The organism is Mycobacterium sp. (assembly GCF_052144515.1).
In the GTDB taxonomy this organism is placed as follows: Bacteria; Actinomycetota; Actinomycetes; order Mycobacteriales; family Mycobacteriaceae; genus Mycobacterium.
In genome coordinates, this window is record NZ_JBKQQD010000447.1 from 1 (window position 1) to 26,428 (window position 26,428).

At 67.5% G+C, this 26,428-nt stretch carries 26 protein-coding genes; 14 read left to right on the plus strand and 12 right to left on the minus strand.

The features are described 5' to 3' along the window. Positions 1 to 275: 275 nt before the first annotated feature. Genes ACLP9N_RS29990 through ACLP9N_RS30025 form a run of 8 tightly spaced genes read right to left on the minus strand, consistent with a single transcriptional unit; the run spans position 276 to position 6,976 of the window. Positions 276 to 920, minus strand: a complete 645-nt coding sequence (locus tag ACLP9N_RS29990; protein WP_442410771.1) for a TetR/AcrR family transcriptional regulator — start codon at positions 918 to 920, stop codon at positions 276 to 278. Continuing rightward, positions 920 to 2,086 carry a lipid-transfer protein gene (locus tag ACLP9N_RS29995; protein ID WP_442410772.1) on the minus strand — a complete coding sequence of 389 codons (1,167 nt, stop codon included), beginning with the start codon at positions 2,084 to 2,086 and terminating at the stop codon, positions 920 to 922. The genes ACLP9N_RS29990 and ACLP9N_RS29995 overlap by 1 nt, the downstream gene beginning before the upstream one ends. Beyond that, positions 2,083 to 2,538: a MaoC family dehydratase gene (locus ACLP9N_RS30000; protein WP_442410773.1), complete on the minus strand. Its 456-nt coding sequence runs from the start codon at positions 2,536 to 2,538 to the stop codon at positions 2,083 to 2,085. The genes ACLP9N_RS29995 and ACLP9N_RS30000 overlap by 4 nt, the downstream gene beginning before the upstream one ends. Next, the gene (locus ACLP9N_RS30005; protein WP_442410774.1) at positions 2,535 to 3,650 is read right to left on the minus strand and encodes an acyl-CoA dehydrogenase family protein; all 1,116 of its coding nucleotides are present in this window, start codon (positions 3,648 to 3,650) and stop codon (positions 2,535 to 2,537) included. The genes ACLP9N_RS30000 and ACLP9N_RS30005 overlap by 4 nt, the downstream gene beginning before the upstream one ends. 12 nt (positions 3,651 to 3,662) lie before the next feature. After that, a complete protein-coding gene (locus ACLP9N_RS30010; RefSeq protein WP_442410775.1) occupies positions 3,663 to 4,067 on the minus strand; it encodes a Zn-ribbon domain-containing OB-fold protein in 405 nt (134 codons plus the stop codon). Beyond that, positions 4,067 to 4,612, minus strand: a complete 546-nt coding sequence (locus tag ACLP9N_RS30015; RefSeq protein ID WP_442410776.1) for an FAS1-like dehydratase domain-containing protein — start codon at positions 4,610 to 4,612, stop codon at positions 4,067 to 4,069. Before ACLP9N_RS30015 ends, ACLP9N_RS30010 begins: the two co-directional genes overlap by 1 nt. Next, positions 4,609 to 5,814: an acyl-CoA dehydrogenase family protein gene (locus ACLP9N_RS30020; RefSeq protein WP_442410777.1), complete on the minus strand. Its 1,206-nt coding sequence runs from the start codon at positions 5,812 to 5,814 to the stop codon at positions 4,609 to 4,611. The genes ACLP9N_RS30015 and ACLP9N_RS30020 overlap by 4 nt, the downstream gene beginning before the upstream one ends. Positions 5,815 to 5,818: 4 nt before the next feature. Continuing rightward, a complete protein-coding gene (locus ACLP9N_RS30025) occupies positions 5,819 to 6,976 on the minus strand; it encodes a cytochrome P450 (RefSeq protein WP_442410794.1) in 1,158 nt (385 codons plus the stop codon). Positions 6,977 to 7,236: 260 nt separating this feature from the next. On the opposite strand from ACLP9N_RS30025, the gene ACLP9N_RS30030 reads away from it, so the two are divergent. From ACLP9N_RS30030 to ACLP9N_RS30060, 7 genes are all read left to right on the plus strand, one after another. Further along, on the plus strand, positions 7,237 to 8,700 hold the full coding sequence (locus ACLP9N_RS30030) for an aldehyde dehydrogenase family protein (RefSeq protein WP_442410778.1): 1,464 nt from the start codon (positions 7,237 to 7,239) through the stop codon (positions 8,698 to 8,700). Beyond that, a complete protein-coding gene (locus ACLP9N_RS30035) occupies positions 8,697 to 10,904 on the plus strand; it encodes a CaiB/BaiF CoA transferase family protein (protein WP_442410779.1) in 2,208 nt (735 codons plus the stop codon). Before ACLP9N_RS30030 ends, ACLP9N_RS30035 begins: the two co-directional genes overlap by 4 nt. Positions 10,905 to 10,913: 9 nt before the next feature. Beyond that, positions 10,914 to 11,165, plus strand: coding sequence for a hypothetical protein (locus ACLP9N_RS30040; protein ID WP_442410780.1), 252 nt, complete (start codon positions 10,914 to 10,916; stop codon positions 11,163 to 11,165). A 21-nt stretch (positions 11,166 to 11,186) separates the two neighbouring features. Beyond that, positions 11,187 to 11,420 (plus strand): hypothetical protein, encoded by a 234-nt coding sequence (locus ACLP9N_RS30045; RefSeq protein ID WP_442410781.1) that lies wholly within the window; start codon positions 11,187 to 11,189, stop codon positions 11,418 to 11,420. Between the two features lie 46 nt (positions 11,421 to 11,466). Continuing rightward, positions 11,467 to 12,375, plus strand: a complete 909-nt coding sequence (locus ACLP9N_RS30050) for an alpha/beta fold hydrolase (RefSeq protein WP_442410782.1) — start codon at positions 11,467 to 11,469, stop codon at positions 12,373 to 12,375. A gap of 1 nt (position 12,376) precedes the next feature. After that, positions 12,377 to 13,789, plus strand: a complete 1,413-nt coding sequence (locus tag ACLP9N_RS30055; RefSeq protein WP_442410783.1) for an acyl-CoA synthetase — start codon at positions 12,377 to 12,379, stop codon at positions 13,787 to 13,789. Positions 13,790 to 14,007: 218 nt separating this feature from the next. Beyond that, positions 14,008 to 15,288, plus strand: a complete 1,281-nt coding sequence (locus ACLP9N_RS30060; protein ID WP_442410795.1) for an MFS transporter — start codon at positions 14,008 to 14,010, stop codon at positions 15,286 to 15,288. 1 nt (position 15,289) lies between these two features. On the opposite strand, the gene dapD is transcribed toward ACLP9N_RS30060, so the two are convergent. Then, positions 15,290 to 16,261: a 2,3,4,5-tetrahydropyridine-2,6-dicarboxylate N-succinyltransferase gene (dapD, locus tag ACLP9N_RS30065; protein ID WP_442410796.1), complete on the minus strand. Its 972-nt coding sequence runs from the start codon at positions 16,259 to 16,261 to the stop codon at positions 15,290 to 15,292. Between the two features lie 19 nt (positions 16,262 to 16,280). Here dapD and dapE point away from each other — a divergent pair, with 19 nt between their 5' ends. Genes dapE through ACLP9N_RS30080 form a run of 3 tightly spaced genes read left to right on the plus strand, consistent with a single transcriptional unit; the run spans position 16,281 to position 18,024 of the window. Next, the gene (gene dapE, locus ACLP9N_RS30070; RefSeq protein WP_442410784.1) at positions 16,281 to 17,345 is read left to right on the plus strand and encodes a succinyl-diaminopimelate desuccinylase; all 1,065 of its coding nucleotides are present in this window, start codon (positions 16,281 to 16,283) and stop codon (positions 17,343 to 17,345) included. A 32-nt stretch (positions 17,346 to 17,377) separates the two neighbouring features. Then, complete coding sequence (locus ACLP9N_RS30075; protein WP_442410785.1) at positions 17,378 to 17,626, plus strand: type II toxin-antitoxin system Phd/YefM family antitoxin; 249 nt, start codon at positions 17,378 to 17,380, stop codon at positions 17,624 to 17,626. Between the two features lie 2 nt (positions 17,627 to 17,628). Then, positions 17,629 to 18,024 (plus strand): type II toxin-antitoxin system VapC family toxin, encoded by a 396-nt coding sequence (locus tag ACLP9N_RS30080; protein ID WP_442410786.1) that lies wholly within the window; start codon positions 17,629 to 17,631, stop codon positions 18,022 to 18,024. 15 nt (positions 18,025 to 18,039) lie between these two features. Here the strand turns inward: ACLP9N_RS30080 and ACLP9N_RS30085 are convergent, their stop codons facing one another. Then, positions 18,040 to 19,536, minus strand: coding sequence for a cellulase family glycosylhydrolase (locus ACLP9N_RS30085; protein WP_442410787.1), 1,497 nt, complete (start codon positions 19,534 to 19,536; stop codon positions 18,040 to 18,042). 106 nt (positions 19,537 to 19,642) lie between these two features. After that, on the minus strand, positions 19,643 to 21,805 hold the full coding sequence (locus ACLP9N_RS30090; RefSeq protein ID WP_442410788.1) for an AAA family ATPase: 2,163 nt from the start codon (positions 21,803 to 21,805) through the stop codon (positions 19,643 to 19,645). A 46-nt stretch (positions 21,806 to 21,851) separates the two neighbouring features. On the opposite strand from ACLP9N_RS30090, the gene ACLP9N_RS30095 reads away from it, so the two are divergent. Together ACLP9N_RS30095 and fadD6 are read left to right on the plus strand one after the other, a co-directional pair. After that, positions 21,852 to 22,403: a TIGR00730 family Rossman fold protein gene (locus ACLP9N_RS30095; protein WP_442410789.1), complete on the plus strand. Its 552-nt coding sequence runs from the start codon at positions 21,852 to 21,854 to the stop codon at positions 22,401 to 22,403. A gap of 61 nt (positions 22,404 to 22,464) precedes the next feature. Beyond that, the gene (gene fadD6 / locus ACLP9N_RS30100; RefSeq protein WP_442410790.1) at positions 22,465 to 24,252 is read left to right on the plus strand and encodes a long-chain-acyl-CoA synthetase FadD6; all 1,788 of its coding nucleotides are present in this window, start codon (positions 22,465 to 22,467) and stop codon (positions 24,250 to 24,252) included. A gap of 57 nt (positions 24,253 to 24,309) precedes the next feature. Here fadD6 and ACLP9N_RS30105 read toward each other — a convergent pair whose 3' ends face one another. Further along, positions 24,310 to 25,158, minus strand: a complete 849-nt coding sequence (locus ACLP9N_RS30105; RefSeq protein WP_442410791.1) for an endonuclease domain-containing protein — start codon at positions 25,156 to 25,158, stop codon at positions 24,310 to 24,312. A gap of 196 nt (positions 25,159 to 25,354) precedes the next feature. Here ACLP9N_RS30105 and folP point away from each other — a divergent pair, with 196 nt between their 5' ends. Further along, on the plus strand, positions 25,355 to 26,179 hold the full coding sequence (gene folP, locus ACLP9N_RS30110) for a dihydropteroate synthase (protein ID WP_442410792.1): 825 nt from the start codon (positions 25,355 to 25,357) through the stop codon (positions 26,177 to 26,179). Further along, on the plus strand, positions 26,176 to 26,428 hold a 253-nt coding region (locus ACLP9N_RS30115), incomplete at its 3' end, for a glycosyltransferase (protein ID WP_442410793.1). The genes folP and ACLP9N_RS30115, both read left to right, overlap by 4 nt.

Consider the following 26,428-nt stretch of genomic DNA (forward strand, 5'->3'; position numbering starts at 1 on the left):
CCAAGCCGTCCACATCCGTACCGGACGCGGAAAAGGCCTGCGTATCCAGCCCCCAGCCCCCCAACAAGGACTGTTCTGATCATGACAATCAACAAAAACCACAGTGTGACGACACATCAAAGGACAAATCACACAGGCGATCCAGGTCCGCGTCGAGCGCGTCGAAGACCTCCACGATCTCGTCACGACTGCTTGATCCCATGACCCAATTCTAGGAAGGACCACCGACAAGAATCCCTGTGCTGTGGCCATTGAAACTACAGTGACACAAGGGATTACACAGATCCTCGATTAGTCGAGTGTGTGTCGGTGGCACGTCTCGGCCGCGGACGGTCGCTGGCAAAACCGCGCACCACGTGCTCGGTCACGAACCGGGCCACCACGTCGGGATCGTCCATGTCCAGCGTCGACGACGGAGTGCTGAACAGCGAGAACAAGATTCGCGCGAACCATTCGCCGGCGGCCTCGACGTCGAGTTCTTTGCGGACCTCACCAGTGAGCTTGGCAGCCGAGAGATGCGGCGCGAAGAAGTCGACGCATTCGCGCAACAGCACGCCGGCGTCCTTGGTCAGCAGCAGGCTGATCGCGTCTTCGTCGAAGTACTCCTCGGAGGCGATCGCCCGGCGTGCCTGGGTCACGAACACCGCTGCCTGGGCCAGCTTTTCCTCCAATGAGCTGCCGCGGTCCATCGCTCTGGACATCTCGCGGTAGAACTGTTCGGAGGCCTGCTCGGCGCACGCTTCCAGAATCGCGCCCTTGTCGCTGAAGTACTCGTAGATCGTGCTGCGGGATATGTTGGCCATCTTGGCGATGTCGACGATCGTCGCCTTCAGCAGGCCGTGTTTGCGGAAACAGGCATACGCGGACTCGAGTATGAGCTCGCGGGTCTCGGTGGCCTGGGTGAACGAAGACTGAGTCATCAGGTTGGTTCGAGAATCAGCCCGCTGGTGGGTACGCCGGTTCCCGACGTGACCAGTACGTGCTCGACGTTGTCGACCTGGTTGTACGAGGTGCCGCGGATCTGGCGCACACCCTCAGTGATGCCGTTCATGCCGTGGATGTAGGCCTCGCCGAGCAGCCCGCCGTTGGTGTTGATCGGCAGCTCGCCGCCGAGCGAGAGGCGCTCGACGGTGGCGAAGTCCTTGGCCTCGCCGCGCCCACAGAAACCGAATTCCTCGAGTTGGGTGAACACGAACGGCGTGAAATGGTCGTAGATGAAGGCGGTTTGGATGTCTTGCGGCTTGAGGCCCGAATCGCTCCACAGTCGTTCGGCCACCACGCCCATCTCGGGCAGCCGGGTGATGTCGTCGCGGTAATAGCTGGTCATCATCTCGCCGTTGTAGGCCGCGCCCTGTGCCGCCGCGGTGATGATCGCCGGTGGCTGGCGCAGGTCGCGGGCGCGTTCCGCGCTGGTGACGACGAGCGCGACGCCGCCGTCGCTCTCCTGGCAGCAGTCCAGCAGGCGCAGCACCGGTTCGATGATCCAGCGCGAATTCTGGTGGTCTTCCAGCGTAATTGGGCGCTCGTAGAACCAGGCATCGGGGTTGCGGGCCGCGTGCGCGCGGTCGACCACGGCGATCCGGCCGAAGTCCTCGTTGGTGACTCCGTAGGTGGACATGTAGCGCTGGGCGTGCAACGCGACCCACGCCGCGGGGGTGAGCAATCCGAACGGCGCGTAATGCGCCATGAACGGCGGGGTTTCGGCGCTGGTGCGTCCGCTGCCGCCGAACCGGAACCCGGACCTTTCGTTGAACGCGCGCCAGCACACCACCACGTCGGCAACGCCGGTGGCGACGGCCATCGCGGCATGCACCACGGTGCCGGCCGCCGCACCGCCGCCGTGGTGCACGCGGCTGAAGAAGCTCAGGTCGCCGATGCCCACGTTGCGGGCGATGTCGATCTCGTCGCTGGAATCCATGGTGAACGTGACCATGCCGTCGACGTCGCTAGGCGCCAGGCCGGCGTCGTCGAGTGCGGCGCTGACCGCCTCGCACGCCAATTGCAGTTCACTGCGCCCGGATTCCTTGGAGAACTCGGTCTGGCCGATCCCCGCGATCGCCGTGGCGCCCGGCAGCGTGCTGGTCATGCTTTGGTCCTTTCGAGGGCCCCGTCGAGCAGGCTGAGGATCGCGGTGCCCGAGACGTGGTCGCCAAGGCTGTTGGAGCCCTTGAAGGTCACCTCGACGAAGTTCTCACCGCCACTGCCGCCAGTCTTGCCCGTCACGCTGCCGGTGAAGCGCAGCGGGTCGTCCGGAAAGCACGGCACGCCAAGGCGAATCGAGAGGTTCTTGACCATGGCTTCCGGTCCCGCCCAGTCGGTGAGGAAACGCACGCAATACCCGTTGGTGGTCAGGATGTTCATGAACAGGTTGGGCGAGCCCTGCTTATTGGCGTAGTCGCGGTCGTGGTGGACCGGCATGAAATCGCGTGAGGCGATCGCGCCGGCGACGATCATCGTTGTGGTGATGGGGATGTCGAGCGGGGTCACCTCGTCGCCGACCGCGATGTCGGCCCATTTCAGGGTTGTGGTGGTCGTCAAAGCTGTCCTCTCGCGTAAACGTTACCTAGGCGGGCCAGTTGCGCAGTGGCCGAGCCGAGGGCGAGTTCGTTGTGTTTGGCCCACAGGAAGTAGCGATGCAGGGGATAGGTGGTGTCGATGCCGATGCCGCCGTGTACGTGTTGGGCGGAAGCGGCGACGCGCGCGCCGGCTTCGGCGGCCCAGAATTTCGCGATCCTGGCCGCCCGGCCGGCCGGACGCCCGTGCGCGATCAGCCATGCCGCGTGCCAGGTGGTCCAGCGGATCGCCTCGACGTCGATGAACGCGTCGGCCAGCCGCTGCTGCACCGCCTGGAAGCTGCCGATCGGGCGCCCGAATTGCTCACGCTGCGTGGTGTATGCGGCGGCCATCCGCAAGGCCCGCTCCGCCACGCCGAGCTGGATCGCACACAGTCCGACCAGCGCGCGGGTGTGTAGCGAATCGATCAGCCCGAGCCCGCCGGGCAGCCTGTCCTCGTCGGAAACCGTTGCACCATACAGGAATATGTCGGCGTGCGGTTCGCGGTTAGTGGTCTTGGCCGGGCGGACCTCGACGCCCGCGGCGTCCGCGGCGAGCAGAAATAGCTCGACTTCGCCGTCTCCGGTGGTGGCCGGAATCAGGATGGTGTCGGCGAGCTGGGCGGCGGGCACCAGCTCTTTGGCGCCGTCGAGTCGCCAACCCGCGCCGTCGCGGCGCGCGGTCGTGGCCGGCACGGTCGGGTCGGATCGGCCGGGCTCGGTCAGGCCCGCGGTCAGGATGCGCTGACCGGAGACGACGCCCGGTAGGAAGCGCTGCTGTTGTTCGGGATTGCCGTGCCGGGCAACGGGATCGGCGCCCAGCACCAGGGCCGCGTACACCGGGACCGGCGCCACGCTCCAGCCGACCTCGGCCAGCAACACCCCCAGTTCCACGAAGCCGCCGCCGTTACCGCCCACCGATTCCGGCAACGCGGTGCCCAGCAGGTCGACGGCCGCGAGTTCCTTCCACAGCGCGTCGTCGTACCGGATGTCCCCGGATTCGAGTTCGGTCAGGTGTTCCGGTGCTGCGCGGCGCTCGAACAGATCGCGGGCGAGTTTGGCGATCGTCTCTTGTTCTTCGGTGAACGCGAAATCCATCGGCGGTGGTCTCTATTGGGAAGCACTCGGCCGGAACTGGTGCAGCACCAGGTCGTTATCGAAAGACTGGAAGTAGACCTCCACCGGCATGCCGACCGTGACGTCTGCCGGGTCGATGCCCGTGAGGTTGGACACGATCCGCACGCCCTCCGCGAGTTGAACCAGCACCACGACGTAGGGGTAGTCGAAGAACGGGAAGCGCGGTTGGTGCGGCATGACATAGCTGTAGACGGTGCCGCGGCCCGACGACTCGATCGCCTCCCAATCGAGCGAACGGCACTTCGGGCACATGGGGCGGGGCGGGTGACGCAGCTCCCCGCAGCCACTGCAGCGCTGGATCAGGAGTTTGTTCTCCCGCAACCCATTCCAGAAGAACTCGGTGTCCGGACTGATCGCCGGTGCCATTCGGGTCGCCATCAGTTCGCCGGCCTGAATCGCAGCACCCGGAAGCGCTGCCGCCCGAGGACTTCGCCGTCCTGGTTGGTGTACGTGGTCAGCCAGGTCAGGAAGAAGCCGGTGCCCAGCGCCGTCTTCTTCTCGTCGGAAACCGATTCGTACACCGCCGTCGCGCTGATGACGTCGCCGAGGCGGGGATAGCGTTCGATCTCGAACTCCGAGTTGGTCGCCACCGTGCTGGTGTAGCCGGCTTCGTCGAGGAATGCCGTTGGGTTGGTTTTGATCTCGATGGGAGCGCCACCGCGGTCACCGATACCTTCCAGTTTCGGCGACGGCATCGTCCAGGTTTGCAGCATCACCGGCGATGACACGATGCCGCCGAACCGCGACGCGGCCGCGAACTCCGGGTCGAGGTAGACGGGGTTCATGTCGGCGAGCGCGTACGCCCAGTGCCGGATCATCGGCTGATTCACCGGATCCGGTGCCACCGTGGGCGTTCCGGTACCATCGGTGGGCTGGCCGACGAGAGCCCGCAGCTTGGCGCGGACGGTTTCTTGGTCGGTCACCTGGTTGGTCCTCCTGACTTTTCTGTGACCCGAAGGTCACGCGGTGCTCGCGGCATGCCCAAGCCGGCCATGGCGATGATGTCACGCTGGATTTCGTTGGCGCCGCCGCCGAAGGTGTTGATGACCGCCCAGCGATATGCGGATTCCAGGGCGCCGCGCAGCGGTGCATCGTCGCCGCGGCGCGTGCCGTTGCCGCCCAGCACTTCCAGCAACTCGCGGGCGACCTGTTGGGTCAGTTCGGTGCCGAACACCTTCGCGGCAGAGGCTTCCCCCATGTTCAGCACGCCCTTGACCATGGCCGCGTTGATCCGCAGGTTGACGAGTTTGTAGGCGGCGACCTGCGCTTCGACGCGGGCCAGCGTGAGCTGCACCCAGGGCTGGTCGATGACGCGGCCGCCGTCGAGCTCGGTGGTTGTGGCCCAGTCCAGCGTCCTCTCGAACAAGGGTTCGAGCGCGCCCAGATTGCCCAGGGCGGCGCGTTCGAAGTTGAGCTGCGTGGTGATCAGCTGCCAACCCTGGTTCTCCTCGCCGACCAGCGCACTGACCGGCACCCGCACGTCGTCGTAGAACGTGTAGAAGGTGGAGATGCCCGGCATGGTGTGCAGCGGCTTCCAGGAGAACCCGGGCGAGCTGGTGGGCACGATGAGGATGGAAATGCCCTTGTGCTTCTTGGCATTCGGGTCGGTGCGTGCGGCCAGCCAGATGTAGTCGGCGTAGGCGGCGCCGCTGGTGAACATCTTATGGCCGTTGATCACGTAACTGTCGCCGTCGCCGACGGCGGTGGTGCGCAGTGATGCCAGGTCGCTGCCCGCCCCGGGCTCGGAGTAGCCGATCGCGAACTCGACGCTGCCGTCGAGAATTGCCGGCAGAAACTTCTGTTTCTGCTCCTCGGTTCCGCATTGCATCAGGGTCGGCCCGACCGTGTTGAGCGTCACCAGCGGGATCGGCGCGTTGACCCGCTGCGCCTCTTCGGCGAACATGAACTGCTCGATTGCCGAGAAACCCCGTCCGCCATACTCTTTGGGCCAGCCGACGCCCAGCAGGTTGGCCGCAGCCAGGGCGCGTATGCATTCCCGCGTTTCGGGACCGCCCTCCATGCGTGCGCTGAGCGCGAGGGTGCGTTCGGGCGTCATCACCTGTTCCAGCGTCGCGCGGATTTCGGCGCGCAGCCGCTGCTGCTCGGGCGTGTACTCGAGATCCATCGCCTCAGGCTCCCACCCGTACCGGCATGCGCTTCACGCCGGGCACCATGGTGGCCCGCATCCGATCCACCGTGCCGACCAGTTCGAGGCTGGGGAAGCACCGCAACAGCTCGTCGAACAGCACCGTCGCCTCCAGGCGCGCCAATTGCGCACCGACACAGGAATGTTCGCCGCACCCGAACGCGATGTGCGGGTTGGGGTGGCGGGTGACCTTGAACTCCTCGGAGTCGGGGCCGAATATCTCCTCGTCGCGGTTGGCCGACCCATACAGCATCACCACCACATCGCCCTCCCGGATCAGCCGGCCGCGAATCTCGACGTCGGCCGTCGCGGTGCGGGCCATGTGCACCACCGGGCTGTTCCACCGCAGCATCTCCTCGACGGCGCCGGGGATGAGCGACGGATCCTCGACCAGCAGCCGGCGCTGCTCGGGATGCTCGATCAGCGCCAGCGTGCCCAGCGCGATCAGATTACGGGTGGTCTCGTTGCCGGCCACCAGCAACAGAAACGCGAAGTTGAGCAGGTCCTCGTCGGTGAGCCGGTGCTCGTCGATCTCGGCTTCGGCCAGCACCGACAGCAGATCATTGCGCGGTTCGATCCGGCGGGCTCCGATCAGCTTCTGGAAGTACTCGAAGAGCTGTCCCATCGCCACGAACGAGTCCAGCTCGATCTCGGGATCGGCGGTTCCGGTGGCCGCGTCCGACCAGGCGCGAAACTGCTCCCAGTCGTCGGGCGGGGCGCCGATCAGCTCGGCGATCATCCGGGTGGGCAGCGGGGCGGCGATCTCTTCGGCGAATTCGTGCACGGAGCCGGGTTCGATGCCGTCGAGGATCCCGCGCACGATCTCGCGGATCTTCGGCTCGAGCACGGCGACACGACGGCGGGTGAAGCCGGAGTTGATCAGCTTGCGGAGCTGCCGGTGCCGCGGCGGGTCGCTGAAGATCAGGTTGCCCTCCTGCACCGGGCTGGGCATCGCCGGATCGGGGATGGTGATGCCCTTGGTCGAGGAGAACAGCGCCGGGTTGCTCGACACGAAGCGGATGTCCTCGTACTTCAGCAGCGCCCAGAAGTTGGTGACGTCGTTCCAGCACACCGGCGCGGTAGCGCGCAGCTCACGGTAGGCGGGATAGGGGTCGCCGGCGTAGAAGTCGGGGGAGTGCAGCGGGAAACTCGGCGAGTGCAGCGGAAGACTCGGCGAGTGCAGCGGAGGATTAGTGTGCACGCCGGGCCCTTCTCGCGGGACATGAATCCGACAGATTGATGCAATCTGTCTTGCGACATGTGTCTACCCTCCGCCGCACGCCACTGTCAATACGCCGACAATTACTGAAATAAGCTGGAATTCAGATTGCTGATGATTGACGACGGTGCGCGACGGGTGTACACCAGACCAGTAGATGACCGATCTCGGTGAGGAAGCGCATGGCTGAGTCACGACCCGCCCTTGTTGACACCTATCAGCTCTACATCGACGGACGGTGGGTCGAGCCGGAGGACGGTCGCTACGACGACGTCTCCCCGGCCACCGAGACCGTCATCGCGTCGGCGCCCGACGCCAGCGTCGGCCAGGTCGCCGACGCGATCGCGGCCGCGCGGCGCGCCATCGACGACGGCCCGTGGGCCACCACGAGCGGTCAGGACCGCGCCGGCTGCCTCAACCAACTCGCGGACGCGCTGATGAAGCACGCCGACGATTTCTATGCGCTGTCCCAGGTCGAATGGGGCTGCATCGGCAACGAGCGGATGATGCAAATCGACGGCGCGGCCTACATGTCCATGCACGCTGCCCAGCTCGCCACCCAGCTGAGCGAGGAAGCGGTGACCGGAATGAGCGCCGGGACCACGCTGCTGCGACACCAGCCGCTGGGCGTCGTGTCGGTCCTGACGCCGTGGAACTTCCCGCATTGCCTCAACGTCATGAAGCTCAATCACGCGCTGGCCGCGGGCAATACCGTCGTGCTCAAGCCCTCGCCGCTGACACCGCTGGCCGGGCTGGCGCTGGCGCGCCTCATCGACGAGCACACCGACATCCCGCCGGGTGTGGTCAACGTCGTCACGCCGTCGAGCGTCGAGGCCGCCAAACTGCTCACCACCGACCCGCGGATCGACATGATCAGCTTCACCGGCAGCACGCTCGTCGGGCGCCGGGTCATGTCGGCGGCGGGCGACACGATGAAACGGATTCTGCTGGAGTTGGGCGGCAAGTCGGCCAGCATCGTCCTGGACGACACCGAGGTCACCGACGAGATGCTGCAGCAGATGCTGTTCGACAGCTGCTCGCTGCACGCCGGGCAGGCCTGCATCCTGCACAGCCGGCTGCTGCTTCCCGATTCGCTGCACGACGACGTGGTCGACCGGCTGGTGGCGCTGGCCCGTGACGTCAAGGTCGGCGATCCCACCGATCCCGACGTGCAGATGGGGCCGCTGATCAGCGCCGCGCAGCGCGACCGGGTCCAGGCGCATGTCGACGGCGCCGTCAACGACGGAGCCAAGCTGGCGACCGGCGGCGGCCGCCCGGCCGGCCTGGATGTCGGATTCTATTTCGAGCCAACGGTTCTCACCGGTGTCGACGCCGATTCGACCATCGCGCAGGAGGAAGTGTTCGGCCCGGTGTTGACCGTGCTGCGCTACCGGGACGACGACGACGCGATCGCGATCGCGAACAACTCGCAATACGGGCTTTCCGGCGCGGTGTGGGGCGGCGATGTGGATCGCGCCGTCGGCGTCGCCCGCCGCATGCGCACCGGCCAGGTCGCGGTCAACGGGTGTGGTCCTGGCGGCGCGCCGTTCGGCGGCTTCAAGCTCAGCGGGCTGGGGCGCGAGGGCGGCGGCATCGGCGGGTTGCACCAGTACATGGAGCCGATGGCCATCGGGGTTCCCGCGTGACCGGACCCCTCGCGGGCCTGTCCGTCGTCGAAATCGCCACAGAGATCTCAGGCCCTTACGCCGCAAAGCTTTTCGTTGATCTCGGGGCCGAGGTCACCAAGATAGAACTTCCGGGCGGCGATCCCTTGCGCAATTGGGGGCCGTTTCCGCACGGGGTGCCCGACCCCGAACGTAGTGGTTTGTTCGAATACCTCAACGCCGGCAAGAGTTATGCCACCCTGGCGGACGCTCGCGAACTGATCGCGCGGGCGCAGGTGCTGGTGGAGAACCTGGGTCCGGGAGCGCTGGAAGAGTTGGGCCTCGACAGCGAAAGCCTGCAGCGGCTGCGCCCAAACCTGGTGCTGCTGCGCATATCTCACTTCGGCCAGTGCGGACCGTGGCGCGACCGGCCGGCCACGTCGCTGACCCTGCAGGCCGCGTCGGGCTGGGTCAGTGCCCGTGACCCCGACCGCCCGCCGGTGCAAGTCGGCGCGCGGATCGCCGAGTACGTCGCGGGTGCCTACGGCGCGTTGGGCGCGCTGACCGCACTGCGTTGCGCGTCTGATCAGGTTGTCCAGGTTGATGTTTCGGAGCTCGAAGCGCTGTTGTCGACGCTGCCGTATCCCATGCTCATGGCGAAGCGGATGCGAAGTCTCGGCTTGCCCACCAACGCGCGGGGGGCCCCCATGCTGGGCGTGGTCCGCGCCGCCGACGGCTGGGTGGGGATCAACTGTCTGACCGGCCAGCACTGGCTGGACGTGTGCGACATGCTCGGGCTGCCGGAATACGGCGAGCAGCAGATCGCGATCATGACGGGCGGCCCGGAGCGTGCCGAGTTCTACGCTCGGGCAGAGCCGTTGCTCGCTGAGCAAACCGTCGCGGAGATCGTCGAACTGAGCCAGGCGTTACGCATTCCGGCCGCCCCGGTCAATGACGGCGCAACCGTGCTGGACTGCCCGCAATACGCCGAGCGCAAGTTCTTCGTTGATGGTGGAGGATTTCAACACCCCGGGTCGCCGTTCAGGTTCACTAAAACCGCTGTAGCACAGCATCATTCGGCTCCCCGTCAGATGCCTGAGGCGCTGCCCTTTGCGGGACTGAAGGTGCTCGACCTGAGCACCTTTTGGGCAGGGGCCTATCTGACCTGCTACCTGGGTGCATTCGGCGCCGACATCGTCAAGGTCGAGTCGATCCAGCGGCCCGACGGTTTTCGCTACTCGGGCGCGTTTCCCTTTGAGGGCGACGACTGGTATGAGCGCAGCGCGATATGGCAGGCCACCAACCTCAACAAGCGAGACCTCACGCTCGATCTGACCTCGCAGCGCGGCCTGGAGATCGCCCGGCGCCTGGCCGCGCAGGCTGACGTCGTCGTCGAGAACTTCTCACCGCGAGTGGTGGAGCAGTTCGGCCTGGAATACGAATCGCTGGTAGCGCTGAAGCCCGACGTGATCATGCTGCGGATGCCGGGCTTCGGGCTGCAGGGGCCATGGCGGGACTACGTCGGGTGGGCGTTGAACTTCGAGCAAACCTCGGGGATGTCGGCGGTGACCGGCTATGCCGACGGGCCGCCGTGCAACCCGCAGGGACCCGCCGATCCGATCGTGGGTGTGCATGCCGGCGTAGCGCTGCTGGCCGCGCTCGAACACCGCCGTCGCACTGGCGAAGGCCAACTGATCGAGATCGCGCAGATCGAGGTCGCCGCGTGTGTGACGGCCGAGCCGGTGATCGAGTATTCCCTCAATGGCGTTGTCCCGCAACGTGAAGGCAATCGTCGGCGGGGCTATCTGCAGGGCGTCTACCCCACAAACGAGGACGAGGTATGGGTGGCGCTGTCGGTTCCGGACAACGGGCTGATCGACCATGACAGCTTCGACCAGATGGTCACTGGGTGGACCCGGACGCAGTCTTGCGATGAGATCGTGAAAACGCTTGGTGCGCAGGGCAGTCCGGCAGAGCGGGTGACTATCGGCGATCAGATGTATGACATACCCCAACTTGACGCGCGGGGCTTCTATGAGGAATTCGAGCGTCCCGTCAGCGGGGCCCACCGCTATCCTGGCTGGCCGTTTCGCATCACACCCGGGCCGCCGCGTCACCACCGCACGCCACCGCCGACGCTCGGCCAGCACAACGACGAAATCCTAAGCGGCCTAGGGCGTTCCGTCAAAGAGGTGGCTGCCTTGCGTGAGCAACGGATTATTGGCGAACGCGTGCTGAACGCTTAGAATCCAGCCATGGGACGATCTATGCGTGCCTTGCCGGTGGACGAGGAATCTGTTGGCAGAGCGAAAGCCCGTGCCGTCGCCGAGCGCGAGATGGCGGTGAGCGCGAAGCAACGATTCGCCACGCTCGAGGACGGGCCGTCGTGGAGCAAATGGGTGCCGGTCATTCGCGAGGTCACTTGGACCAGCCCGAAGCCGTTCGCGACAGGGGCCACTCGCACAGTGAGGCTCCTGGGCGGCATGAGCGTTGACGAGCTGTATTGAGCTTGGGAGCCTAATCGCCGCATGGGCTTTTTGGTCGCCGCCACGAACATCGGCTGGATTGATGGGTCGGCCGAGGATTACCGCGTGATACCCATGTCCGCCGAACGCTGCAACCTGCGCTGGACATTCGCGGTGTCGTATCGGGGCCCGTCGAGTAAGGTCGAGCCGCTTGTCACCCGCGTGCTGCCGGCTGTGCAGCGGCGGCCGCTCAAAAAACTCGAGCGCGTCGCCGGCGAGCGCTCGGTGCGCGCATAGCCCACCAACCGTTTACCGCAGCATTCCCACATGCAAAGCTTCGGACATGGTCCTCGCGATTGCACGCCCGAAGCTCGAAGGAAACATCACCGTCGGCGAAGACCGTCAGATCAGCTTCGCTGAGTTCGGGGCGCCGCAGGGACGTGCGGTCTTCTGGCTGCACGGCACCCCCGGCGCCCGCCGGCAGATCCCGACCGAGGCCCGCGTCTACGCCGAAGACCACGACATCCGACTGATCGGCGTCGACCGGCCCGGGATCGGCTCGTCGACACCACATCGGTACGAGACCATCTTCGCGTTCGCTGCCGACCTGCGGACCATCGCGGACACGCTTGGCGTCGACAAGATGGCCGTCGTCGGCCTGTCCGGCGGCGGTCCGTACAGCCTCGCCTGCGCCGCGGCAATGCCCGACCGCGTGGTGGCCGTCGCCGTGCTCGGCGGCGTGGCGCCGACACACGGACCCGACGCGATCACCGGCGGAGCGATGACCCTCGGCCTGCGCGTCGCGCCGCTGCTGAAGTTCGGCGGCAACCCGCTACGGATCGGCGCGAGTGTGCTGGTGCAGTCGATCCGGCCGGTCGCGTCCACCGCGCTGAACGTGTACGCGCTGCTCTCACCTGAGGCCGACCGGCACCTGCTGACCCGGCCCGAGTTCAAGGCGATGTTCCTTGACGACCTGCTCAACGGCAGCCGCAAGCAACTGGCCGCGCCGTTCAACGACGTCATCCTGTTCGCGCGGGACTGGGGATTCCGGCTGGACGAGGTGAAAGTCCCGGTCCGCTGGTGGCACGGCGACCACGACCACATCATCCCGTTCGCCCACGGCGAGCACGTGGTGTCCCGGCTGCCCGACGCCGAGCTGTTCCACCTGCCGGGGGAGAGCCACCTCGCCGGGCTAGGCCGCGGCGAGGAGATCCTGTTCACGCTGATGAAGCTCTGGGACGAGCGGAACTGACGTGCTGCTGGCTTCGCTGAATCCGTCGGTCGTCACCGCCACGGACGTCGCCGACGCGGTGCGCATTGACGGCGAGGTGCTCAGCCGCAGCGACCTGGTCGGCGCCGCGACATCGGTGGCCGAGCGGATCGGCGGCGCGCACCGCGTCGCGGTGCTGGCCACCCCGACGGCGCCGACCGTGCTGGCGATCACCGGCTGCCTGATCGCCGGTGTCCCCGTCGTCCCGGTACCCGCCGATGTCGGCGCGGCCGAACGCCGGCACATGCTCACCGACTCCGGGGCGCAGGCCTGGCTGGGTCCGGTACCCCCGGAGGACTCGGCGCCCGAGGGGCTGCCGCACATCCCGGTGCGACTGCACGCCCGCTCCTGGCACCGCTATCCCGAGCCGTCACCGGACGCGACCGCGTTGGTGATCTACACCTCGGGCACCACCGGGCTGCCCAAGGGTGTGCAGCTGAGCCGGCGAGCGATCGCCGCGGACTTGGATGCGCTGGCGCAGGCCTGGCAGTGGACGGCCGACGACGTTCTGGTGCACGGGCTGCCGCTGTTTCACGTGCACGGGCTGGTGCTGGGGTTGCTCGGGTCGCTGCGGATCGGAAATCGCTTCGTGCACACCGGAAAACCGACGCCGGACGGCTATGGATCCGCTGGGGGCACACTCTATTTCGGGGTTCCGACGGTGTGGTCGCGGGTGGTGGCCGACGAGGCGGCGGCCTCGGCGTTGCGCTCGGCGCGGCTGCTGGTGTCCGGAAGCGCCCCGCTGCCGGTGCCGGTGTTCGACCGGCTGGTGCAGCTCACCGGACATCAGCCCGTCGAACGGTATGGCAGTACGGAATCGCTGATCACGCTGTCGACGCTGGCCGACGGTGAGCGTCGCGCGGGCTGGGTCGGCCTGCCGCTGGCCGGCGTGCAGACCCGGCTGGTCGACGACGGCGGCGGCGCGGTGCCGCACGACGGGGAAACCGTCGGGAGGCTGCAGGTTCGCGGCCCCATGCTGTTCGATGGCTACCTGAATCGGCCGGAGGCCACCGCCGAAGCATTCGACGCCGACGGCTGGTATCGCACCGGCGACGTCGCGGTCGTCGACGGCGACGGGATGCACCGCATCGTGGGGCGTGAGTCGGTCGATTTGATCAAGTCCGGCGGATACCGCATCGGCGCAGGCGAAATCGAGACGGCGCTGCTCGGGCATGCGGGTGTGCAGGAGGCGGCGGTCGTCGGGCTGCCTGACGAGGACCTGGGCCAGCGGATCGTCGCTTTCGTCGTCGGCTCAGCCGATCCTGATGACTTGATTCAGTATGTTGCCCAACAGCTTTCGGTGCACAAGCGGCCGCGCGAGGTGCGTCTTGTGGACTCGTTGCCACGCAACGCGATGGGCAAGGTACTCAAGAAGCAGCTGCTGTCCGAGGGCTGAGTCGCCCTTCTTGGTGCCGCGAGTGTGCGCAGTTGTTCGCCTTTCGCGGCGTGTCGCCGTACAGACACGCACGCTCGCGGCACGGGGGGACACAGGATGTTGCCAGCGTTTTCAGCGCCTTTCAGCGGGCAATACCGCGTGCCTTCGCTTAACTTCGTGGTGTGGAGACGCAGGCGAACCGTGCCGCGACGGCTGAAGCCGACCCCCGCATCACACCGATGCGACGGGTGGCGGCCGCCTGTCTCATCGGCTCGGCGATCGAGTTCTACGACTTCCTCATCTACGGCACCGCGGCGGCGCTGGTGTTTCCCACCGTGTTCTTCCCGCAGCTCAGTCCTACCGTGGCCACGCTCGCGTCGATGGGGACATTTGGCGCGGCGTTTCTGTCCCGGCCCGTCGGCGCTGCCGTGTTCGGGCACTTCGGAGACCGCCTGGGCCGCAAGAGGACCCTGGTCGTCACGCTGCTGATCATGGCCCTGTCGACCGTCGCTGTCGGCCTGGTGCCCAGCACGGCGGCGATCGGAACGGCGGCCCCGTTGATCCTGGTCGCGCTGCGTCTGCTGCAAGGGTTTGCCGTCGGCGGCCATTGGGCGGGTTCGGCGCTGCTGAGCGCCGAATATGCGCCGGCCGCCAGGCGCGGCCGCTATGGCATGTTCACCCTGCTCGGCGGCGGCACCGCATTGGTGCTCAACAGCTTGACCTTCCTCGGCGTGAACTTCACCATCGGCGAAGACAGCCCCGCATTCATGGAGTGGGGATGGCGCCTGCCGTTCCTGATCAGCGCGGGGCTGATCTTCATCGCCCTATACGTGTGGCTCAACATCGAGGAGACCCCGCTCTTCGTCGAGGAAAAAGCCCGTGACCTGGTACCCAAGGCGCCGCTCGCGGAGGTGCTGCATTTGCAGCGCCGTGAGATCGCCCTGGCCGCCGGCAGCGTCCTCGGTTCGTTCGCCTTCGTCTACATGGCCGGCACCTACCTGACCAACTACGCCCACTCCCACCTGGGGTATTCGCGCAACGTCATCTTGATCGTCGGCGTGCTGGGCGGGCTGGCCAGCATCGCGTCCGTCGCGCTCTCGGCGACTCTGTGCGATCGAGTCGGGCGCCGCCGGATGATGCTGGTCGGCTGGGCTGGGTGTCTAGCGTGGTCGTTTGTGGTGATCCCACTCGTGGACACCGGCAAACCTGTGTTGTACGCGGTGGCGATCGTGGGCATGTACGCCATCGCCGCGATCGGCTCCGGACCTACCGCAGCCTTTATCCCCGAGCTGTTCTCCACCCGCTACCGCTACACCGGATCGGCGCTGGCGGTGAACGTCGCCGGTGTCGTCGGTGGCGCGGTGCCGCCCCTGATCGCCGGGACGCTGCGGGCGACGTACGGCAGCTGGACGATCGGTCTGATGCTGGCCGCCCTCACGTTGGCCAGCCTGGTGTGCACCTACCTGCTGCCTGAGACCCATGGAACGGCGCTGCGCACCACGCAAGGTGTGGGCCTGTGACTCAGTTGGCGTGCAGGTCCTCGTTGAGCGTGATGCCCTGACCGTCGCGGGCCACCACCTCGACGGCCCCGGTCACCGAATTGCGCCGGAACAACAGGTTGCTGGCACCGGAGAGTTCCCGGGCCTTGACCGATGTGCCGTCGGGCGTGGTCACTTTGGTGCCGGCGGTGACGTACAGGCCGGCCTCGACGACGCAGTCGTCGCCCAGCGAGATGCCCAGGCCGGAATTGGCGCCGAGCAGGCAGCGCTTGCCGATCGAAATGACTTGTGTGCCACCGCCGGACAGCGTGCCCATGATCGACGCCCCGCCGCCGACGTCGGAGCCGTCGCCCACCACCACGCCCGCCGAGATGCGGCCCTCCACCATCGAGGCGCCCAGGGTGCCGGCGTTGTAGTTGACGAAGCCCTCGTGCATCACCGTGGTGCCGGGTGCCAGGTGGGCGCCCAACCGCACCCGGTCGGCGTCGGCGATGCGCACTCCGGTCGGCACGACGTAGTCGACCATCCGCGGGAACTTGTCGACGCCGTAGACCGTCACCGGTCCTTTGCGACGAAGCCGCGCGCGCACCGCCTCGAAACCGTCGATCGCGCAGGGCCCGTGATTAGTCCACACCACGTTGGTCAATACCCCGAACAAGCCGCCGGCGTTCAGCCCGTGCGGCGCCACCAGGCGGTGCGACAGCAGATGCAGTCGCAGGTAGGCGTCGTAGGCGTCGGCGGCGACATCGTCTAACGAGCCGATGACCGTGCGGACCGCGATGGTCTCGGTGTGGCGGTCGTCGTCGCGGCCGACCAGCGCGGCCAGCTCTGCGGGAATGTCGGACACCGCGAGGCGCGAGGTGGCGCTGGTGCCCGATTCGGTCAGTTCCGGTGCGGGGAACCACGTGTCGAGGATCGATCCGTCGGAGGCCAGCGTGGCCAGCCCAATACCTGCAGCTCCAGTCACGGCGGAAAGGTTACTTGCCGAGGGGATCCGATTACCCTTGGGGGTCGTGCTGGATTTGCGTGGGGATCCGATCGAGTTGACCGCGGCGCTGGTCGACATCCCCAGCGAGTCGAGGGACGAGGCCCGCATCGCCGACGAGGTGGAAGCCGCGTTGCGCGCGCAGACGTCCGGCTTCGAGATCGTTCGCAACGGTGACGCCGTGCTGGCGCGCACTTCGCTGGGCCGGCCGTCGCGGGTGCTGCTGGCCGGACATCTGGACACCGTCCCAGTGGCCGACAACCTGCCCAGCCGCTTGGCGGACGGCGAACTGCACGGCTGCGGCACCGCGGACATGAAATCCGGCGACGCGGTCTTCCTTCATCTGGCGGCCACCGTGGCCGAGCCGGCGCACGACCTGACGCTGGTGTTCTACGACTGCGAGGAAATCGATTCGGCGGCAAACGGTTTGGGCCGAATCGAGCGCGAGCTGCCGGACTGGTTGGCCGCCGATGTGGCCATCCTGGGCGAGCCCACCGCGGGCTATATCGAGGCCGGCTGTCAGGGCACGCTGCGAGTCGCGGTCAGCGCCAGCGGAACCCGCGCGCATTCGGCGCGATCCTGGTTGGGCGACAACGCAATTCACAAGCTGGGCGCGGTGCTGGACCGGCTCGCATCGTACCAGCCGCGCCGGGTCGATATCGACGGTTGCGAGTACCGCGAGGGTTTGTCCGCCGTGCGCATCGACGGCGGCGTGGCCGGCAACGTGATTCCCGACGCGGCCTCGGTGACGGTCAATTTCCGCTTCGCCCCCGACCGGTCGGTGGATGCGGCGCTACAACACGTCCATGAGGTGCTCGACGGGCTCGACGTGGCGATCGAGCTGACCGACTCCGCGGCCGGAGCGCTGCCCGGTCTGTCGCAGCCGGCCGCCAAGGCATTGGTCGAGGCCGCCGGTGGGCAGGTGCGGGCCAAATACGGCTGGACGGATGTGTCCCGGTTCGCCGCGCTGGGCATCCCGGCGGTCAATTACGGGCCCGGTGACCCCAACCTGGCGCACCGCAGCGACGAGAGGGTGGCTGTCGACAACATCAGCGCGGCCGTGGACATGCTGCGCCGGTACTTAAGCGTGTAGCAGACCGTAGCACCATTTGCTACACTCTGCGGATGGCCAGGACTATCGCCCAGCGCGAGCTGCGCAATGACAACGCCAAGGTGATCGAGGCGGTCACGGCGGGTGAGACCTTCGTCGTCACCCGCAACGGTGAACCGGTGGCCGAGCTTCGCCCGCTCAGGGCCGGGCGTCGTTCCTTCGTGTCCCGGGATGAAGTCGCGGCCTTGGCGACGGCCGCGGTGCGTATCGACCATCGTCAGTTCCGCGCCGACCTGGACCGGTCGATCCATCAGGGGCTCTAGGGGTGTCGTCCGGACTTCTCGACACTTCCGTCGTCGTCGACTGGCATGACCCGGATGTGATCGCGGCGCTGCCCGACGCGATGGCGATATCCGCGATTACCGCGGCTGAATTGGCCGCCGGTCCGCATTTGGCCGTGAGCCCGGTGGAAGCCGCGAAGCGGCAGGCCCGGTTGCAGGAGGTTGAGTCGATCCTCGAACCGCTTCCGTTCGATGCTGCGGCCGCACGCAGTTACGGACTTGTCGTCGCCGCCGTGGTTTGCGAAGTACGCAAGCCGAGGAGCCGATTCGCCGACCTGCTGATCGTGGCGACCGCGCACGCCAATCGCCTCGATCTCTACACCCGCAACGGCGAAGACTTCACCGGACTGGAAGGGCTCGTCCGCGTCGTTAACATCTGAGCGGCAAGAAAGCCGTCACGGAGTCACGACGACGTCGACGCTGTCCGCGCCCGCGGCGGCCACGACGGTCAGCACGGGGGCACCGGGCGCCGAGACGACCTGCCCGCCGGTGACCGTGGCGTGATAACCGCTCGGATACTCGACGGGAGGCACCGAGACGAGCGTCTGTGCGCCGGGGGAGAAGCTGCCCTGGCCGTCGGCCCGCTGGGTCGAGTAGGACAGCCGGAAGGTGCCCGACTTGAACGACCACGACGTGGGCGTGCCCGCCACCACCTGCGGGTAGGGCGCGGCCAGCACCGCCAGCTTGGGCATGTTGACGTTGCTGCCGGTCGGCGGCTGACTGGGATCGAAGACCAGCGCCTGCTCGGTCGGCGACGAGCTGGTCTTGTCGTTGCCCGTGTATGCCCATTCCAGCCAGCCGATGCGGTCAGCATCGGCCCGTTGCAACACCCCGGTGAGGTTTGCCAGATCGTTGGTGGCACCGAACTCCGTCAGGAGCGCCGGGATGCTGCGGGGGGTCGTGTAGCGGCGCGCGTTGTTGAACGTCGCCTGGTCCTGCTGGCTACAGGTGATGTCCTTGTGCAGCTCCGACTCGATGGCGCAGTAGTCATGGAACGAGAACACGGTGTTCGCGTCGCTCACCGTGCCGACATCGGTGTGGATGCTTTCGTCGAACAACAGGTTCGGCTCGAAGAACACCAGTGTGGTCGAGTCGGCGTTACGAATCGCCGGCAGGACGCGGTTGTAGAACGTCCTCAGCTGCGCGTCGTTGAGTATGCAGCCCGTAACGGGGTTCGCGCACGGCGGCCACACCACCGGCCACGGCTCGTTCAAGATCTCGTAGCCGAAGACTCCCGGGTTGCGGCGGAAGTAGGAGGCGACGTGCGCCCACATGGCCGCGTAGTGGTCCTGCAGTCCGATCCCGTCCGGTGCAGGGGCGTTGCGCCAGAAGGAGTTCCACGCGAAATTCTCGGCGGGGTTGGCGAAGTAGTTGCCGGGAAAGCCCAGCTGCGGGTTGGGCAGCCCCCCGTCCTTGACGGCCCACGCCGGTGCGCCCTCGCCCTGGAACACCTCGTTGTACAGGTCTTGATGGGAGTCGAGCAGGCTGAGCACGCCGTGTGACGCCAGCGTCTGCACGGTCTGCGCGACCGAGGCGAGGTAGTTGTCGTCGTAGACGCCGGGCTGCGGCTCCACCGCTGCCCAGATGATGCCCACCCGCATCCCGGTAAAGCCGTTGGCGCCAAGGAAAGCCGCATCGTCGTCGCCGAATCCATCGGCGGAAGGTGTGTACGGCGGCACCTTGTACACCTGGTTAAGCCCGTGCAGCACGACCACACGCCCGGCGGCGTCGGTCAGCCACCTCCCGGCGTGGCCGAGCGGTGATACCGCGGGCCCGGTGATTACCGCCGGGTCCGCCAGCGGGGCCGCGCGCGACGGAACGTCAGTCGTCAGCGCTGCGAGCAGCAGGCCAGCCGCGGCTAGGCCGGCCGACCGCGAAAGGCGGAACCGCATCGTGCCTCCAAACGCCCCGGGCGGATTTCAGCGTGAGGCGTCATAGTCACCGTGCCGACACGGCGGGATCACGATTCATACACAATGCGGCGCAGGGGGTTTGGGGCTAGAGCCGCTGCGCCTGAGCCGCGGCATCGGCGGCGGCCGCACGCATCCCGATCGCCGCGAATTCTTCGGCCACCGCCGCCAGCGCGTCACGGTCACCGGCGGCCAGCGCCCGCGCATGGTTGACGACGAGGTTGCCGACAGCGCAGTCGATCTCGGCGGCCAGCCGGCGCACCGGGTCCACCGCGCGGACGTCACCGAGGCGCACCGCGTCGTGGTAGGCGCGCAGCGCCACCGCGGACTGCCCGGCACGCTCGGCCATCCGTGCCGCCTCGCGCGCCGCCGTGATCGCGCCCGTGGCGTCGCGCGCGGCCGCCCGGCACCAGGCGCGCGCCACACCGAGCTCCGGTAGGAACAGCGCCGACTTGGTCCCCTGGCGGGTTTCGGCGCGCCGCAACGCTTTTGCCGACCCGGGTAGGTCGTTCTGCTGAGCCAGCGCGGTGGCCAGCAGCATCAGCGACAGCGGCCCCCAGGAGTAGCCGGTGCGTTCCAAGGCGGCGGCCGCCGGGCCGAGCAGCGCCGCCGCCCGACCGAACTCGCCGTCGGCGAGCAGCACGTGGGCCAGCAGCACCTCGCCGATGGCGCGGCCCGGCTGCTGCAGCTCGGCGAAATCGGTGAATTGCTGGGCGAGTTCGCGCGCCGCGTCCAGCCGGCCGCCCATCAGCAGCGCGGTGACCTGGCTTAGTCCGATGGTGAAGCGCAGCAGCCCCGGATGCTCGGCGCCCAGCGCGCGCTGCGCCAGCGGCTCGACGTCGTCGAAACGGCCCTGCCGCGCCGCACACAGCGCCGCCGCGCTGCCCGCCCAGGCCACCGCCTGGTCACCGGCCGACGGCGACGCCAGCACCCCTCGGGCGATCTCGACGGCGCGCCCAACGCTGCCGGCGTTCATCGCGAAGGTGGCGCTCAGCGCGTCGAGGGTGACGCGCGGGCCCGCATCGGTGACCCGACTGCGGATGGTCCGCAGGAACGCGGTGGCCCGCTCCGGCTCGCCGAGCATGAAGAACTGGTTGGCCGCCCGCAGCAGCGTCCAGGCGATCAGTTCCGGTTCGGACAACGCCGCGGGGTCCACCTCGGCCAGCACCGCGTCGGCTTCGCGGCCGCGGCCCTGGAACGCCACGGCCTGGGCCAGCGGCAGCCGCGCCGCCAGCTCACCGGAGCGCTCCAAAGCCGAACGGGCCAGCCGTTCGCCCAGCGTGAGGTCGCCCAGCCGCAGTGCCTGTTGCGCGCCGTCGATGACCTCGCCCACCGGCTGCGGGGCGTCGCTGTCCACCGCCAAGGACGCCAGTCGCAGCCGGTCGATGAGGTGCTCCGACGGATGCCGCGACCGCAGCGTGACCAGCTCGGTACGGCGCCGTCGGGTGCCCCCATCACTGAGGTCGCCGAGTGCGGCGCGCGCCCGTTCGGCGAACAGCGGGTGTGCCGTGTAGACCATCGGGTCGTTTTCGCGTTCGTCGCGCACCCGAGTCTCCGCCGCGCCCCAATTCACCGCCTCGATCACCGCGCCATCACCGGCGAGGGTGGTGAGGTCGGCGAGCGACAGCGGCTCCTCGACGCACAGGTAGTCCAGCACCGACCGCGCCGCCGCGGGTAGCTCGGCGATGAATTCGTCGACGCCGACTGGCTCGGATGACCCCGATGACCCCGATGGCTCCGAGGCCCCGCCGGGCGCCTCGACGTCGACGCGATCCAACAGGCCATCGGTCCACAGCGCGGCGATGGCCTCCGGGGCGACCTCGGCGCGGGCAGTGACGATCATCCGCGCTGAACGGGCCAGCGCCAGCTGGTAGACGAGTGTGGCCGACAGGATGTCCAGGTCGTGCGCGTCGTCGACGATGAGCAGCAGATCGCCCTGGGCGGCATCGCGGCCCAGTGACGCTCGGGCCGCCCGCAATAGCGCGGCCGGCTTCCCGAGCTCTTTGATGTCGATCAGATGGCTGAACGCCCCGAATGGGACCACCCGCTCGGTCGGGGTGCCGGTGACCCAGCGGGTGAGCAGGGTCGGGTGGCGGCTGGCGAAGTGTTCGGCGGCCAGGCGCGCCAGCGTGGATTTGCCGACGCCGTCGGGTCCGAGTACGACGGCCCCGGGCCGCGCGGTGTCGCCGAGGGCAACGTCCAGCTGCTGCAAGGCGGCCGCGTGCTGAGGAACGTTCCATCGAATCGGCACCGCCGGATTTTACGTTGCCGGCCCAGCGCCGGATAGCCTTTGGGTTGTGCGGGGATCGACGCGGTGGGCGGTCTGTGTGTACTGCGCGTCCGGGCCGACCCACCCCGAATTGCTGGCGCTGGCCGCCGAACTTGGCGAGGCGATCGCCGAACGCGGCTGGACGCTGGTGTCGGGGGGTGGCAAGGTCTCGGCGATGGGTGCCGTGGCCACCGCGGCGCGCGCCCGCGGCGGCCACACCGTCGGCGTGATCCCGAAAATGCTGGTACGCCCGGAAGTCGCCGACACCGACGCCGACGAGCTGATCGTCACCGACACCCTGCGTGAGCGTAAGCAAATACTGCAAGACCGCGCCGACGCGTTCATCGCGCTGCCCGGCGGGGTGGGCACGCTGGACGAGCTGCTGGAGGCATGGACCGAGGGGTATCTGGGTATGCACGCCAAATCCATCGTGATGCTTGACCCGTGGGGGCATTACGACGGCCTGCGGGCATGGCTGTACGGGTTGGTCGACTCCGAGTACATCTCGGAGGCAGCCCTGGAGCGGCTGGTGGTGACCGATAACGTCGGAGATGCGCTGGCGGAGTGCGCACCCGGCTGAGTCCGGCCGGTGATCGCATAGGCTGGCCGCCGGACTGGACTCAACCGAAACGAGGGATCACGTGTCCGATCACGACGGGGGCGCGCGCAAAGCGGTCAGCCTGACCGACATCGCATCCCGGGTGCCGGCCGTGTTGGCCGACCTTCCCGTGATAGCGCGCGGGGTGATGACCGGGCTGCTGCCCCAGCCGAACTCCAAGAGGTCGATCGGCAGGGTGTTCCAGGAGCGGGCGGCGCGCTACGGCGACCGGGTCTTCCTCAAATTCGGCGACCAGCAGCTGACCTACCACGAGGCCAACGCGACCGCCAACCGGTATGCCTCCGTGCTCGCCGCGCGCGGTGTCGGCCAGGGCGACGTCGTCGCCATCATGCTGCGCAACTCGCCCAACGCCGTGCTGGCGATGCTCGCCACCGTCAAGTGTGGAGCCGTCGCCGGCATGCTCAACTACCACCAGCGCGGCGACGTGCTCGCGCACAGCCTGGGCCTGCTGGACCCGAAGCTGTTGATCGCCGAGACCGACCTGGTCAGCGCGGTCACCGAATGCGGCGCGGCCGGTGCCACCGACAACACCCTGACCATCGAGGACCTGGAGCGATTCGCGGTCAGCGCTCCGGCCATTAACCCGGCGTCGGCATCGGAGGTGCGGGCCAAAGACACCGCGTTCTACATCTTCACGTCGGGCACCACCGGATACCCCAAGGCCAGCGTCATGACGCACTACCGCTGGCTCAAGGCACTGGGCGGATTCGGCGGCCTGGGTTTACGGCTGAAGGGGTCCGACACCCTGTACAGCTGCCTGCCGCTGTACCACAACAACGCCCTGACGGTCGCGGTGTCGTCGGTGATCATCTCCGGGGCGACGCTGGCGCTGGGCAAGTCGTTTTCGGCGTCGCGGTTCTGGGACGAGGCGATCGCCAACGATGCCACGGCGTTCATCTACATCGGCGAGGTCTGCCGGTATCTGCTCAATCAGCCGGCCAAACCGACCGACCGGGCGCACAAGGTGCGCGTGATCGCCGGCAACGGGCTGCGGCCGGAGATCTGGGAGGAATTCACCACTCGATTCGGCGTCGCCCGGGTCTGCGAGTTCTACGCCGCCAGCGAAGGCACCACCGCCTTCATCAACATCTTCAACGTGCCCCGCAGCACCGGCATCTCGCCGATGCCGCTGGCCTACGTGGAATACGACCCCGACACCGGCACCCCGCTGCGCGACGACAGCGGACGGGTGCGCCGGGTGCCCGCCGGTGAGCCCGGCCTGCTGCTCAGCCCGGTCAACAAACTTTCTCCGTTCGACGGCTACACCGACAAAGCGGCGACCGAAAAGAAGTTGGTGCGCAACGCCTTCCGCGAGGGCGACTGCTGGTTCAACACCGGTGACGTGATGAGCCCGCAGGGCAAGTTCCACGCGGCGTTCGTCGACCGGCTGGGCGACACCTTCCGCTGGAAGGGCGAGAACGTGGCCACCACACAGGTCGAAGCGGCGGTGTCCTCCGACGCGGCCATCGAGGAGTGCACGGTCTACGGCGTCGAGGTTCCGCGCACCGGAGGCCGCGCCGGGATGGCCGCGGTCAAACTGCGCGACGGCGCCGAGTTCGACGGCAAGTCGTTGGCCCGCGCGGTCTACGACCAGTTGCCCGCCTACGCGCTGCCGCTATTCGTGCGGGTTGCGCAGTCGCTGGAACACACGTCGACGTTCAAGAGCCGCAAGGTCGAGTTGCGCGAGCAGGCCTACGGCCCCGACATCGAGGACCCGCTGTACGTGCTGGCCGGCCGCGACGAGGGCTACGTGCCGTTCTACGACTCGTACCCTGAGGAAGTTGCGTCCGGGAAGCGACCGCAGGGCTGACGGGTTGCGTCGAGATTGAAGCCACGCACACCGTCGTCGGCGTGTCATGTGCGTGGTTTAAATGTCGCGATAGCCGCGGCGGTGCAGCGCTGCACGGACCCGCCGTACGACATCGTCGGGCTTGTCCTCGGCGATCACCCGGACGATGATCCAGCCCAGTTCTTCGAGTTTGCGCAGCCGCCACTGATCACGTGCGTACTGTCGACGGTCACTGCGGTGATGGTCACCGTCGTACTCGACGGCCACTTTGTATTTCTCCCAGCCCATATCGAGCACGCCGATGCAACGCCAGTTCTCCTGCACCGGTATCTGCGTCGAGGGAACCGGCAAGCGCGCGTTGATCAGCAGTAACCGTAACCACGTCTCCTTGGGGGAGGCAGCGCCGGCATCGATCAGCGGAAGAGCCGATCTCAACCGCCGCAGGCCACGCGCACCCGGGTAGCGCTTGGCGAGCAGTAACACCTCTGCGGTCGAAAAGGAAGTGGCTCGCTTTAGTGCATCGAGGCGCGCCACTGCCTCGTCGGGGGGCAGTTGCCTTGCCAGGTCGAACGCCGTCCGCGCGGGTGTGGTGACAGGAAGACCCGCGACATGGGCGAGTTCGTCACCGTTAACTCGCGGGCTGCGGGTCACCACGCCGGCGGGCGGGTGCGGGTTACGCCACACCATCTCGACGGGTTCGTCGTCGTCGATCCAACTCGAGCCGTGCAGTGCGGCCGCGGCCAGCCCGGCCAGCACCCCGCGTCGACCCGACCACAGCCACGCCGCGACCGAGCGTGTGCGCAGCGAGGGCGCCGCGCACTTGGGCAGGTACGTATCGGGGTAGATCGGGCGGAAATCGCGTAGTAGCTGATATCGGGTGAGCTTCCCCTGCCGGAGGGCTTCGCTGCCTCGAAATACGTCATCCACACACGAAAGACGTCACCGCGCGCCAACAGGCTCCGCCAAAATTAAACGACGCACACCCGGATCGGCGTGTCGTGTGCGTGGTTGCAATGTCGCGAGGCGCTGGGTTGCGGTCTCGATCCAACCCGGGACCAGGCACTATGGAGGCGTGCAGTCGACGCTTTGCGGTCGCCCGGTCGCCAGTGATCGCCCGCTGATCATGGCGATCATTAACCGCACCCCGGACTCGTTCTACGACCGGGGTGCGACGTTCGGTGATGACGCGGCCCGGGCCGCTGTCCATAAGGCGATCGCTGATGGCGCCGATGTCATCGACGTCGGCGGCGTCAAAGCGGGTCCCGGCGAGAGCGTCGACGCGGACACCGAGATCGCGCGGCTGGTGCCGTTCGTCGAATGGCTGCGGGGCGCCTGCCCGAACCAGCTGATCAGCGTCGACACCTGGCGTTCAGAGGTGGCAAAAGTGGCCTGCGCCGCGGGCGCGGACCTGATCAACGACACCTGGGGCGGGATCGACCCCGCCCTGCCCGAGGCCGCCGCCGAGTTCGGTGCGGGCCTGGTGTGTTCGCACACAGGCGGCGCGCTGCCGCGCACGCGCCCCTTCCGGGTGAGTTACGGTACGACTACCCGCGGTGTGGTCGACGACGTGATTCGCCAGGTCACCGCCGCCGCCGAGCGGGCAGTCGCGGCCGGAGTAGCCCGCGATCGAGTGCTGATCGACCCGGCCCACGATTTCGGCAAGAACACCTTCCACGGGCTGCTGCTGTTGCGCCACGTGGCCGATCTTGTCGAAACCGGGTGGCCCGTGCTCATGGCGTTGAGTAACAAGGACTTCGTCGGGGAGACTCTGGGCGTGGAATTGACCGAACGGCTCGAGGGGACACTAGCGGCCACCGCGCTGGCGGCGGCCGCCGGAGCCCGCATGTTTCGGGTGCACGAGGTCGCGGCGACTCGGCGGGTCCTGGAAATGGTGGCGTCGATCCAGGGCACGCGCCCGCCGGCGCGCAGCGTGAGGGGACTCGCATGACAGCATCGGATCTGGTCGCCGGTGACCTCGCTAACGACAGGCTCCTGTGGAACCGTCCCAGCTGGACGATCGGCGAATTGGTCGCCGCCAAGGCCGGGCGGACGATCTCGGTGGTGCTGCCGGCTCTCGACGAGGAAGAAACCATCGAGTCGGTGATCGACAGCATCTCGCCCCTGGTCCGGGACCGTGGGGGCCTGGTCGACGAGCTGATCGTGCTCGACTCGGGTTCCACAGACGAGACCGAGATTC

Excerpts from the sequence above, each read along its gene's own strand:
- ACLP9N_RS30030 (WP_442410778.1), top strand. The coding sequence starts at position 7,237 with ATGGCTGAGTCACGACCCGCCCTTGTTGACACCTATCAGCTCTACATC.
- ACLP9N_RS30045 (WP_442410781.1), top strand. The coding sequence starts at position 11,187 with ATGGGCTTTTTGGTCGCCGCCACGAACATCGGCTGGATTGATGGGTCG.
- folP (WP_442410792.1), top strand. The coding sequence starts at position 25,355 with ATGGCGATCATTAACCGCACCCCGGACTCGTTCTACGACCGGGGTGCG.
- ACLP9N_RS30060 (WP_442410795.1), top strand. The coding sequence starts at position 14,008 with ATGCGACGGGTGGCGGCCGCCTGTCTCATCGGCTCGGCGATCGAGTTC.
- ACLP9N_RS30005 (WP_442410774.1), bottom strand. The coding sequence starts at position 3,650 with ATGGATTTCGCGTTCACCGAAGAACAAGAGACGATCGCCAAACTCGCC.
- ACLP9N_RS30050 (WP_442410782.1), top strand. The coding sequence starts at position 11,467 with ATGGTCCTCGCGATTGCACGCCCGAAGCTCGAAGGAAACATCACCGTC.
- ACLP9N_RS30020 (WP_442410777.1), bottom strand. The coding sequence starts at position 5,814 with ATGGATCTCGAGTACACGCCCGAGCAGCAGCGGCTGCGCGCCGAAATC.
- ACLP9N_RS30040 (WP_442410780.1), top strand. The coding sequence starts at position 10,914 with ATGGGACGATCTATGCGTGCCTTGCCGGTGGACGAGGAATCTGTTGGC.
- ACLP9N_RS29995 (WP_442410772.1), bottom strand. The coding sequence starts at position 2,086 with ATGACCAGCACGCTGCCGGGCGCCACGGCGATCGCGGGGATCGGCCAG.
- ACLP9N_RS29990 (WP_442410771.1), bottom strand. The coding sequence starts at position 920 with ATGACTCAGTCTTCGTTCACCCAGGCCACCGAGACCCGCGAGCTCATA.
- ACLP9N_RS30010 (WP_442410775.1), bottom strand. The coding sequence starts at position 4,067 with ATGGCGACCCGAATGGCACCGGCGATCAGTCCGGACACCGAGTTCTTC.
- ACLP9N_RS30085 (WP_442410787.1), bottom strand. The coding sequence starts at position 19,536 with ATGCGGTTCCGCCTTTCGCGGTCGGCCGGCCTAGCCGCGGCTGGCCTG.
- ACLP9N_RS30075 (WP_442410785.1), top strand. The coding sequence starts at position 17,378 with ATGGCCAGGACTATCGCCCAGCGCGAGCTGCGCAATGACAACGCCAAG.